Annotated in this window: 10 protein-coding genes and 2 other annotated features; of the genes, 3 read left to right on the forward strand and 7 right to left on the reverse strand. The window is 51.4% G+C overall.

What is annotated here, in order from left to right; translation table 11 throughout:
• The 7 genes from HMPREF1246_RS06785 to ilvD all read right to left on the reverse strand — a co-directional run.
• Positions 1-681: ISL3 family transposase (locus HMPREF1246_RS06785; protein WP_021737066.1), on the reverse strand; the 681-nt coding region annotated here is incomplete at its 3' end.
• Positions 682-963: 282 nt separating this feature from the next.
• Entirely contained in the window at positions 964-1,464 is a 501-nt protein-coding gene (ilvN, locus tag HMPREF1246_RS06790; protein WP_021737072.1) for an acetolactate synthase small subunit, read from the reverse strand.
• Positions 1,461-3,179, reverse strand: coding sequence for a biosynthetic-type acetolactate synthase large subunit (gene ilvB, locus HMPREF1246_RS06795; RefSeq protein ID WP_021737071.1), 1,719 nt, complete (start codon positions 3,177-3,179; stop codon positions 1,461-1,463). The genes ilvN and ilvB overlap by 4 nt, the downstream gene beginning before the upstream one ends.
• A 33-nt stretch (positions 3,180-3,212) precedes the next feature.
• Positions 3,213-4,226 (reverse strand): ketol-acid reductoisomerase, encoded by a 1,014-nt coding sequence (ilvC, locus tag HMPREF1246_RS06800; RefSeq protein ID WP_021737070.1) that lies wholly within the window; start codon positions 4,224-4,226, stop codon positions 3,213-3,215.
• A 90-nt stretch (positions 4,227-4,316) separates the two neighbouring features.
• Positions 4,317-4,562, reverse strand: a binding site (T-box leader).
• A gap of 125 nt (positions 4,563-4,687) precedes the next feature.
• On the reverse strand, positions 4,688-5,935 hold the full coding sequence (locus HMPREF1246_RS06805) for an ATP-binding protein (RefSeq protein WP_021737067.1): 1,248 nt from the start codon (positions 5,933-5,935) through the stop codon (positions 4,688-4,690).
• Between the two features lie 56 nt (positions 5,936-5,991).
• On the reverse strand, positions 5,992-6,996 hold the full coding sequence (locus HMPREF1246_RS06810) for a bile acid:sodium symporter family protein (RefSeq protein ID WP_009016366.1): 1,005 nt from the start codon (positions 6,994-6,996) through the stop codon (positions 5,992-5,994).
• Positions 6,997-7,015: 19 nt separating this feature from the next.
• The gene (gene ilvD, locus HMPREF1246_RS06815) at positions 7,016-8,668 is read right to left on the reverse strand and encodes a dihydroxy-acid dehydratase (protein WP_009016365.1); all 1,653 of its coding nucleotides are present in this window, start codon (positions 8,666-8,668) and stop codon (positions 7,016-7,018) included.
• Positions 8,669-8,736: 68 nt separating this feature from the next.
• Positions 8,737-8,966: a binding site (T-box leader), on the reverse strand.
• A 293-nt stretch (positions 8,967-9,259) separates the two neighbouring features.
• Here ilvD and HMPREF1246_RS06820 point away from each other — a divergent pair.
• The 3 genes from HMPREF1246_RS06820 to HMPREF1246_RS10880 are packed head-to-tail and all read left to right on the forward strand — an operon-like array spanning position 9,260 to position 11,573.
• Entirely contained in the window at positions 9,260-10,447 is a 1,188-nt protein-coding gene (locus HMPREF1246_RS06820; protein ID WP_021737069.1) for a hypothetical protein, read from the forward strand.
• Positions 10,448-10,471: 24 nt separating this feature from the next.
• Positions 10,472-11,443 (forward strand): peptidase dimerization domain-containing protein, encoded by a 972-nt coding sequence (locus tag HMPREF1246_RS06825; RefSeq protein WP_021737065.1) that lies wholly within the window; start codon positions 10,472-10,474, stop codon positions 11,441-11,443.
• Entirely contained in the window at positions 11,424-11,573 is a 150-nt protein-coding gene (locus HMPREF1246_RS10880) for a hypothetical protein (RefSeq protein ID WP_021737068.1), read from the forward strand. The genes HMPREF1246_RS06825 and HMPREF1246_RS10880 overlap by 20 nt, the downstream gene beginning before the upstream one ends.
• Positions 11,574-11,577: the final 4 nt, after the last annotated feature.

Below are 11,577 nucleotides of genomic sequence, written 5' to 3' on the forward strand. Positions count from 1 at the left end.
GATGCGCGCCTTAGGGAAGATCGTTTTTATGACTGAACGGAACTGCATAGACATGTCCATTGTGACAAATTCTACTTTTCGTCGTTCACTCATTGGAAATTGATAGAAATACTGGAGCAGAGCCGGTGTGGTTCGTGCCGGAAGAATGTCCATTATACGCTTGTTTTCAGAGTCAGTGATGATGACTTGGTACTTCTGACCGGCAGCATTTCCTTTAAATTCATCGATGGAAAGCACGCGGGGAAGGTGACTGGGACGAGGAATATGGACTTCATTAAAGACGCGAATGACCTGGCTGGTGCTGACATGGCATCGTCTGGCCGCTTCTTGGAAAGAAAGGTGTTGACGCAGCTCCTGGAGCATGACTTGTTGAAGCGAGGAAGAGGTTTGGAAATACGGAGAGGCAAAGGGGCTCTTCTCGTTAACTGTGTGACCACAGCTGCATATATAGCGTCTCTGGCGATACAGGAGATGCAACTCTTTATGGAGAAGTGGGGAATGTTTGATGAGGCGCGTATAGTAGCCCTTTATGCGTCTTGTAGTGGCCTTACAATGAGGGCAGATGTGTTCTTGAGGCGGCAGCTGAACCGCTAAAACCAAGGCTGATACCGTTTCCTTTAAATTTTGAATCCAGTCCTCTTTAATTCCTGTTAATTTTTCAATATAATCTAGAGAAAGCATATGTATTCAACTCACTTTCTTTATTGTTTGATCACTTTAATTGTAAGGGATTTGAGTGCATATGCCTTTTTTTTTATTGAAAAAAAGTAGGCGCTGAGAGGACACGCACCCAGGCGGTCACGTTAGCGCCCCAAAATAAATTATAGAACTGTTTTTTATATGACGGTAGGAGCAATACCTTTATTGGGTATAAAGATTTCTGCTGCCGGTTGGGAAAATAAGGGACTAAAAAATAGCTGAGAAGAAATGATATTTACAATTCTTCTCAGCTATTTTTTGCGCTTAACAGTTCTTTAAGGGAACAAGTCCTCTTGAAAGGGAAATCTGCCCGGTACGGGCAATTTCCAGGATCTCATATTGGCAGAGCATAATCAAGGTGGCTTCCACATGATCTTCTCGGCCTGTAATGCGAAAGACCAGGGATTCCGGCTGGACGTCAACAATCTTGGCATGAAAGAGTTCTGCCAGGTTGGAAAGTTCGCAGCGAATGGTTGGCGTGGGGCACTTAACCTTTACCATGGCCAGCTCGTAACTCACATAAGGGGCTTCATCAAGGTTAACGACTTTGATTACATCGATGAGTTTTGCTAGCTGGTTGATGGCCTGGTCCAGTTCGGCCTTATTTTCCACGGTGACGACGATGTTGATGCGTGTCACGTCCGGCTCTTCCGTATAGCCAGCATTGATGCACTCAATGTTGATGGCGCGGCGGCTGATGAGGCCGGCAACATGGGTCAAGACACCGGGTTTATTGTCGCAGAGGATGGCTAAATGCTGTCTCATTGAGGAGCACCTTCTTTCCATTCTGGATCGGTAAGGATCATTTCGTCAAGGCGCCTGCCGCCGGGAACCATGGGGTAGACTTTTTGTTCCGACGGAATGATCACCTTAAGCAGGGCGGGACCCGGTGTTTCAAAAAGCTGGTCCAGCCCCTGTTTAAGGTCGTCAGGGGAAGCGGCTGTAAAACTTGGTACATCCATGGCGCGGGCGACCTTTGCCATATCAGGAAAATCATTGATGACGGATGCCGCCTGTCTTCCGCCGTAGAAGAGGCGCTGCCACTGGTTGACCATACCCAGGACCCCGTTTTGGAGAACAATGACTTTGACTTCGACCGCATAGCGGTGAAGGGTGGAAAATTCCTGGCAGTTCATGAGAATGCTGCCATCTCCCGTAAAGAGGACAACCTTGCATTTGGGGCAGCCTACCTTGGCTCCCAGAGCTGCCGGAAGGCCATACCCCATGGTTCCCAAACCGCCGGAAGTAATGAAGCGGCGGGGGGCTGCAAGAGGAAAGAACTGGGCGGCCCACATCTGGTGCTGCCCCACATCGGTTACGATGACTGTATCCTCATCGGTATAGGTTTTGGCAGCGTTAAAGAGTGCTTCTGGTGTAATGACGCCTTTTTGGGGCACTGAGGCAAAGGGATGCTGTCTTTTGTTGAGAAGTACCTTCTCGCGCCAGGATCCATATTGGGCTTGGAGGGACTTTTCGTCAAGGGCTTTCATCTTTTTGATAAAAAGGGGAAGGGACCAGCGCAAGTCTCCATTGACGCTGATATCGGCATGGACAATCTTGTTGATTTCGACTTTATCGATATCGAAATGAACAATCTTGGCGTTGGGGGCAAAGTTTTCCACGTCACCAGTGACGCGGTCATCAAAGCGTGCCCCGAAGCTAAGGAGCAGGTCACAGTCGGTAATGCCCATGTTGGACGCATAGGATCCGTGCATACCGGCCAGACCCAGTTGGAGGTCCCAACTGTCGGGGATGGCCCCTTTGCCCATGAGGGTTGTGACGACAGGAACACCAAGGGATTTTACAAGCGTACGAAGCAAGGACGCCGTTTCACTGAGAATCAGGCCGCCCCCCGTGAGGATGAGGGGCTTCCTAGCTTCTTTGAGGGCTTCGACGGCTTCATCGATGTCTTTTTCGTCGCCCTTGATGCTGCCCTTATAGCCGCGGAGGCGGACCGAATCAGGGTAGGAGAAGTCAAGCTCGGCATCAAAGACATCTTTGGCAATATCGACAAGGACCGGACCGGGCCGTCCCGTGGAAGCAATGTAAAAAGCTTCCTTGATGACACGGGGCAGTTCCTTGACGTTTTTTACAAGATAGTTGTGTTTGGTAATGGGGGTCGTAATACCCGAAATATCCGCTTCCTGAAAGGTGTCACGGCCGATGAGGGTGGTGGCGACCTGACCGCTGATGACAACCAGGGGAATGGAATCCATGGCCGCTGTAGCAATGCCTGTTACCATATTGCAGACACCTGGTCCGGAGGTGGCAAAGGCAACTCCGGTATGTCCCGTTGCCCGGGCGTAGCCGTCTGCCGCATGGACAGCTCCCTGTTCATGACCGGTAAGGACATGGGTAATGTCCGATTGATCCAGTTCGTTATAGAGCGTTAGGACAGAACCGCCGGGGTAGCCGAAGACCACCTGAACCTGTTCTTTTTTGAGGCACTCAATGAGGGCCCGTGCACCAATCATCTTCATGATGGTCTCCTTTTCTCTCCCGTTGGGGGCTTATCAGTCTTTTTGGTCGTTGTCGTGGAGCCAAGGCATCATATCGCGCAGTTTGGCACCAACTGTCTCCAAAGGATGCTGGGCGGCCTGTCTGCGCAGAGCCAGGAAGTGGGCCCTGCCGCCAGCTTTATTTTCAAGGAGCCAGTCCTTGGCGAAGGTCCCATCTTGGATATCGGAGAGGACTTCCTTCATGGCTTTTTTGGTGGCTTCTTTCGGGACAACCCGTTTACCGCTTGTATAGTCACCATATTCTGCCGTATCACTGATGGATTTTCTCATCTTGGCCATGCCGCCTTCATACATGAGATCCACAATCAGCTTCATCTCATGGAACGTTTCAAAATAGGCAATTTCCGGCTGATAGCCAGCTTCGCATAAAGTTTCGAAGCCGTTGGTGATGAGCTGGCAGATACCGCCGCACAAAACGGCCTGTTCCCCAAAAAGGTCCGTTTCCGTTTCTTCTTGGAAGGTCGTCTGGATGACACCGGCTCTGGTTCCCCCAATACCGCGGGCATAGGCCAGGGCAAGATCGAAACACTTTCCTGTCGCGTCCTGTTCAACGGCAAAGACATCGGGGACACCACCGCCTTCGACAAAGGTTCGGCGAACAAGGTGACCTGGGCCCTTGGGGGCGACCATGAAGACATCTACGTCAGCAGGGGGCACAATCTGTTTGAAATGGATATTGAATCCATGGGCAAAGGCAAGGGCGCTGCCTTTTTTGAGGTTCGGACCGATTTCGTCCTTATAGACATCGGCCTGTTTTTCATCAGGGATGAGGACCATGGTGACGTCCGCTTCAGCAACCGCTTCACTGACCGTCTTGACGGAAAGACCCGCTTTTCGGGCAGCTTCTGCGGAATGGCTGCCCTTATAAAGCCCTACGACAACATCTACACCGCTTTCCTTGAGATTCAGGGCATGGGCGTGTCCTTGGCTGCCATAGCCGATGATGGCGACTTTCTTTCTTTTCAGTACTTCCCAATTGACATCTTGATCATAAAATACCTTTGCCATGTTCTTTACCTCTTTCTCTTCCTTGCAGGGGGGTTGATACGTTTGGTCGGCATCGATGCCGTTTTTGCTAAAATAAAAAGATCCGTCCCTTTAAGGGACGGATCCAAAAGTCCGCGTTACCACCCTGATTCCTGGCCTCTTACGAGATCCAGACGCTCTCAAACGTACCAACATACGCGTTTCCTATAACGGGGAACGGCCGTCAGCACTTACCGCCAAAGCTTCAGCACTTCTCTTCAGGGAGGATTTTCACAAGCGGTCCCAACACCGGCTCGCACCAACCGCCGGCTCTCTGGAGCGGTCACGCCCGTTACTCTTTCCCATCGTTAGATTTTTTGTTATGGACTTGTTAAAAAGTATGAATGCATTGTAGCGAAAAAATGGCAATGCGTCAACAAAAAAATCCATCTTTCTTCTAAATGTACCATAAAATAAATTAAAGTGTAACCTTAGAAACAGGATTAAATAGATTTGTCCTTTTTGAGAAAACACTGCCCTGCATACCATGTCACAAACTGATGGGCAATCCGTCCATTGCGCCCAGAATGTTCCATTTCCCAGCGCACGGCTTCGACTCGGAGTTCTTCTCGGGAAAGCGCAATCCCTTTCTTGGACAGTTCATGGGCAATGATATCAAGGTATTCTTCTTGGGACAGCTTGCCATAATGAAGGATGAGTCCAAAACGGTCTGAAAGGGAGATGGACTCGTTCGTGTGGTCGTCGCGGTAGACATCATCTGCATCATCCTTCCGGTCCTTCCAGGTTTCTTTGATGAGATGGCGGCGGTTGCTTGTCACATAAAGCAGGACGTTTTCCGGCTGGGACGTGACGCTGCCGTCAATGGCTGATTTGAGGATCTTGTATTCCTGTTCTCCCTCGTCAAAGGATAGGTCATCCAAAAAAAGCACAAAACGATAGTGCTTTTCTTGGCCGAGGAGGGATAGAAGACGGGGCAGGTGGTCCAGTTGGGTTCGCTCCATTTGGACAAGGCGCAGACCTTTTTCTCCAAAGCGGGAAACCATGGCTTTGACCAGGGTGGATTTTCCCGTTCCCCGGGCCCCGGTGAGCAGCACATTGTTACCTTTCTTTCCTGCTGCAAAAACGGCCGTATTGTCAAGGAGGGCTGTTTTTTGCGCCTCGTAGCCCAAAAGGTCCCTATCGTCGTAATGGGGAAAATCGGAAATACCGACAAGGAGGCCGTCTTCATCAAGGCGAAAGGCGTCAAATTCAGAAAAAAGACCGGATCCATAGCTTTCGTAGTGGGACAAAACGATTGTTGCCCCTTCGTCCGGGTCCTTGGCCGATAAGAGGGCCTGCAAAAGGGCCATTTCCCCTTTACGGGCATGGTGTATCGTGGGCTCGTAATGAGCTAGGAGCGGGGACAGGGAAAGGTCACACGGGTCCAGGAAAAGATAGGGCCAGAGAATCGATAGGTCATGCTGGAGGGCCTTTTTGAGAGAGGGTCCTGTCTGCTGCCCTTTTTCCAGAAAGCGGGACAGGGGAAGGCTGGCGCCTCCCAAAAGGTGGACGAGATAAGTGGCCGGAAGGCGGCCCCAAAGCCCTAAGGTCTCGGCTTTTTCCACAAGCTGGGCACTTAAGGAAGGGGCTGCCTTACCGCTTTGAGCAGCTTTGGAAAGCGCTGCTATGATAGGATCTGTCAAAAGACCGTGAAAGGCCAGGAGTGCTTCCAGGGGTGGTAGGTTCAGCATGGGATTCCTCCTTTATTATGAAAAAAGGAGCTGCCTAAGGCAGCTCCTTGTGGGGATCAGGCTTTTGCAGGAGCTGATTCCAAGACGGTCTGTTCTTTTTCGTAATCCGGGTCAAAGCGGGGATTGAGGACGTTGAGATAGAGATAGGCCAAGACGGCACCGGAAATATTGTGCCAAGCAGAAAAGACAGCACCAGGCACAGTAGCTGTCGGCATGGCGGCAAAATGGGCTTTGGCAAGCCCCACGGCAAGTCCGGAATTCTGCATGCCCACTTCGATGGAAAGGGCCACTGCTTTTTTCCAAGGAAGTCCGACCAGTCTTGCCACAGCAAAGCCCAAGGCATAGCCCAGGCAGTTGTGCAGGATGACAACGAGGAAGATGACGCCTACATTGGCTAGGATGGCCGCTTTACTGGCTCCGATGACACCGCCGATGATTAGGCTGATGGCAAGGGCAGAGACAGCCGGTGTATAGTCCGTTGCCGCACGGGCAAGTCTCGGCAGGAAGGTCCGGAGGGCCACGCCAAGGCAGATGGGAAGAATGACGATCTGGAGGATACTCAAAAACATGCCCACAGGATCAAAGGCAATCTTTTCCCCAATGAGGAGATAGGTGATAAAAGGCGTCAGAATCGGTGACAGGACGGTCGATACGCTCGTCATGGTGACCGATAGGGCCAGATCCCCTTTGCTCATGAAGGTAATGACGTTGCTCGATGTGCCGCCTGGGCAGGTGCCGACCAGAACGACACCGACTGTAAGGGCCGGACTCAGGTCAAAGGCGCGGGAGAGCAGATAGGCAAGGAAAGGCATAATAAAAAACTGCGCCACAGCGCCCAAGAGGACGTCTTTTGGCCGCTTGAAGACGAGGACAAAATCCTTAAGGGACAGGGTGGTCCCCATCCCAAACATAACAACACCAAGGAGCAGGCTCAGGACAGAGACACTGCCCACTTTGCCGAGGACCCAGCGGAAAAGGCCGGGATCCATAAAGCCTAGGACAAGGAACGCAACGGCAAGGAGGCCGAAATATTTTCCAATCAAGGCACAAAAGTTTTTCATAGGTAAGACTTCCTTTCGATTATTTCATGACAGCGCCCGTATTGGCGCTTGTAACAAGGCGGGCATAGCGGGATAGGTAACCCGTCTTGACTTTTGGTTCCGGTCTTTTCCAAGCGGCTTTTCTTCTTGCAAGTTCCGCCTCATCAACCAGCAGCTCGAGTCGGCGATTCGGAACGTCGACGAGGATCCTGTCCCCATCTTTGACAAGGGCGATGGGACCGCCTTCCATGGCTTCCGGGGAAATGTGGCCGACGCAGGCACCGCGGCTGGCTCCGGAGAAGCGGCCGTCCGTCAGGAGAGCAACCTTGAGCCCCATACCTGTAATGACGGCTGTGGGGTTGAGCATTTCCCGCATACCCGGGCCGCCCTTCGGGCCTTCGTAGCGAATGACGACGACATGACCTTCCTTGATTTCACCGCCCGTAATGGCCTTGATGGCTGCTTCTTCCGAATCGTAGCATTTGGCTGTTCCTTCATAAGTCAGAAGCTCTTTTTCCACAGCGCTTTCCTTGATGACGCTGCCCAAAGGCGCAAGGTTTCCTTTGAGGATGGCAATACCGCCCTTATTCATGTAGGCGTTGTCAATGTCATGGATGACTTCATGGTTTTCGACGAAAGCATGGGCCAGACGGTCCTTTAGGGGACCTGTCACGGTGAGGCAGTCCGTATGGATGAGGCCAATTTTTGTCAGTTCCTTCATGACCGCGGAAATGCCGCCTGCTTCGTCAAGGTCCTGCATATGGTAGGAACCGCCAGGGCTCATCTTCGTGATATAGCGGGCCTTGCGGCTGATTTCATCAAAAAGGTCAAGGGATAGATCGACGCCTGCTTCGTGAGCGATGGCCGGCAAGTGGAGAACCGTATTGGTTGAGCCGCCAATGGCCATGTCAACGGCAATGGCATTTTCAAAGGCTTCAAGGGTCATGATGTCGCGGGGAAGGACATTTTTCTTTACAAGATCCATGACTGCCCAGCCGGCTTTTTTTGCCAGCATGCGGCGGCGTCCGGAATAAGCGGCCGGAATGGTACCGTTACCTGCTAGCCCCATGCCCAATACTTCGGTCAGGCTGTTCATGGTATTTGCTGTAAATAAGCCGGCGCAGGAGCCGCAGCTCGGGCAGGCTCGGAATTCCATGGCTTCCATTTCATCGGCCGATAGTTCGCCGGCTTCAAATTTTCCGGCTGCTTCAAACATGGTGCTGACACTGATGTCGCGCCCTTTCCAGCGGCCGGCAAGCATGGGGCCGCCGCTGACGACGACAGTGGGGATGTTGAGCCGTCCGGCTGCCATGAGCATGCCCGGCACGATTTTGTCGCAGTTGGGAATCATGACCAGTCCGTCAAAGGCATGACCATTCGCTACAGCTTCGATGGAATCGGCAATGAGTTCGCGGCTCGCGAGAGGATATTTCATGCCGTCATGGCCCATGGCAATGCCGTCACAGATGGCGATGGCAGGAAATTCAACGGGCATGCCGCCTGCTTCGGCCACACCCATCTTCACAGCATCGGCAATTTCCCGCAGGTGCATATGGCCGGGTACGATTTCGTTGAAGGAATTGACAACGCCAATCATGGGACGCTGCAGTTCTTCATTGGTGTAGCCCATGGCATGGAACAGGCTGCGGTGGGCAGAACGTTGGGATCCTTTTTTTGTGATATCACTTCTCATGATACAGACCTCTCTTTCATAACAATTGGAGTGCAGGGAAATCAGGGTATAAAAAAACGCCCCTCATCATGAGGGACGAAATGATTCGCGGTACCACCCTTATTCCCATCCGGATGAATGGGCACTCAACGTACTGACATACGCGTTTCCACTAACGGGGATCAATCGTCAGGACTTACTGGATTCAGTCCTGCTCCTCAGGGAGGATCTTCGTCTGCGGCCAGATTCCGGCTTTCACCAAGCGCCGGCTCTCTGTAATCTGGTGGAACAGAGTACTTGTTCCCGTCATTGGATTTGTAACCTATTTGAGTTGACATGTGAAATTCTATCCATCTATTGTGGACTTGTCAAGCTATTTTTTAAGAAAAGGACCGCATTGTTTTAAATTGTCAGGATTGAAACAGAAACGAATCGACAAAGGGGAAGATAAAGGGATGAGACCTGTTTTTTTTGAGAATAAAAAACAAAAAGTCAGCTTTCCATTGACAAATATAAACAATATAGATAAAATAACTAACTATATTTAAAATCCTTGTATATGTTATGGAAACAATCCTGTTGTATGTCTACTGGAAGTAGGGGGAATGGCTGATGGAAATGTGGACTTCGCTTTTGATTGTCCTTGCTGTCTTTGCCTTGGGCGATGTGATTTCGATCCTTACGAAGGCGCGGATTTCGTCCTTGTTTGTCATTATGATGACCTTCCTGATCCTTTTCCTGACCCATACGATTCCTCCGGATATCGTCAAACGGGCCGGTCTGGGGACCTTGGGCCCCATTGCCATTGGCATGCTCCTTGTTAATATGGGATCCAGTGTGGATGTGAGGATGCTCAAAAGGGAGTGGCGCAGCGTAGCAGGAAGCATCATTTCCATGATCATTGCTGTCGTGAGCTGTTTGGCCATGATTCCCCTTATTGGTTGGGAAAATGCCCTTGCCTCGGCGCCCGTCATCAATGGCGGCGTGATTGCGACCAATACGATGGTAGCGGCCGCCCTTGAAAAGGGTTTGCCCTTGACCGCGGCTTTGGCCGCTTTTCTATATGCTACACAGAAATTTGTCGGTACCTTGCCGGCTTCCTATTTTGGCCTTCGAGCCGCGCGGCGTTATTTGGCTGATTTTCGCCGTGCCAAAAAAGATGACCCCACCTTTGTGTTTGCTTCCCAAAGGGCAGAAAACAATCCGCGGCGCCAAACCTTTGCTGAGCGGCATGGACGGCACTATACCGCCTATATTTGCCTTTTCATTGGAGCCTTGTGCAGCTATGTCGGTTTTTGGGGCGGTGTCTTTACCCATAAATGGGTGGGCCTGACCATTTGGTGTATGCTCTTTGGCATTGGCCTTCGGGCCTTGGGCCTTGTGCCGCCCAATTTCATGAAGAATCATGGGGCGTCGACGGGATTTTTCATGTTTGGGGTCCTTACCGTCATTGTGCCTTCCCTTGCCAAAGTGGATCTGTCCATGCTGCCCCAACTGGGATTTTTTGTGGCCTGTGTCTTTGCGCTCACGCTTTTGGGGATTGTCGTCATATTCAAGGTTCTTCCCGTATGGAAGATTGTTGGGGATAGGGACCTTGCCATCGGTATTGCTATGTGCCAGATGATTGGCTATCCTGGAACGCAGCTCATCAGTGACGAAATTGCAAAGACCGTAGGCGAGACCGATGAGGAAGTGGATTATCTTTCAACCCGCATCGGGACGGCTTATGTCATTTCAGGCTTTACATCGGTCACGATTTTTTCCATCATCGTTGCCAGTATCATGGCTCACCTCCTATAATGGGGAGAGAAAGGAGAAGCGCTAGTGAAACCCATACTTGAAGAGTTTAGGGAACTTGTAGGCATTGACTGTGCGTCCGGAAAGGAACGGATGCTGGCTGATGTTCTAAAAAGGAAACTGGAAGCCTTGGGCTTTACCGTAAGGGAAGACGAGGCAGGCCGCACGTTTGGCGGCGATACGGGAAACCTCATTGCCATCCTTCCTGGAACGAGGAAGGGATCCGTCCTGTTTTGCAGCCATATGGACCGGGTCAAGAACGGCCATGGCATCAAGGTTAGGGAAAAGGACGGCGTGCTGTATTCTGGAGGTGATACGATTCTCGCTGCCGACGATGTGAGCGGCATCTGTGCTATCCTGGACGGTGTACGTCGTACCCTTTCTTCAGGGAATCCCCATCCGCGCATTGAAATTGCCTTCACCGTCGGTGAAGAAGCCGGCCTTTTTGGCGGTAAGGCCTTGGATCTTTCGGTTTTTCAGAGCTCCTGCTGCTTTGTCCTGGACAGTCCCGGTCTTTTGGGGCGGCTCGTCAATGGGGCCCCCGGTCATGTCCGTTTTGCCATCCACGTCAAAGGAAAACCGGCCCATGCCGGTAATGAGCCGGAAAATGGCATCAATGCGGCCCATATTCTCTGTCACATTTTGGATATCCTGCCCGATGGGCGCGTGAATGAAGAACTGGTGGCTAATTTCCCCATACTGGGAACGGGCAATGAGTCAACCAATGTAGTCTGTGCCGACGCCTGGGCAAAGGGGGAAGCAAGGAGCCGGAATCTTGAAGAACTTTCCCGGTACGCTGAATTTGTCAAGACCCATGCTGAAGACTGCGCTAAAAAGACGGGGGCTCTTGTAAGTGTGGAAAAAGAACTTCTTTATGAACCCTTCCTCATTGAGGAAACGGCGCCCATCCTTCAAAAGGCCAAAAAAAGCCCTGAGGCGCCTCGGCCTTACAGCCCGTGTCGAGGCTGGCGGGGGCGGCATGGATGCCAATATCTTTAATGCCAAGGGCCTCACTAGTCTTGGCATTGCTACAGGCTACAGCAAGAACCACACCTTGGAGGAAAATCTTGATGAGCTAAGCTTTATCAAGAGCGGCCGCCTTGTGGAACTTCTTATTGAAGACAGTTAAAAAA

Origin of the sequence: Acidaminococcus sp. BV3L6 (assembly GCF_000468835.1) — a bacterium.
Taxonomy (GTDB): Bacteria; Bacillota; Negativicutes; order Acidaminococcales; family Acidaminococcaceae; genus Acidaminococcus; species Acidaminococcus intestini.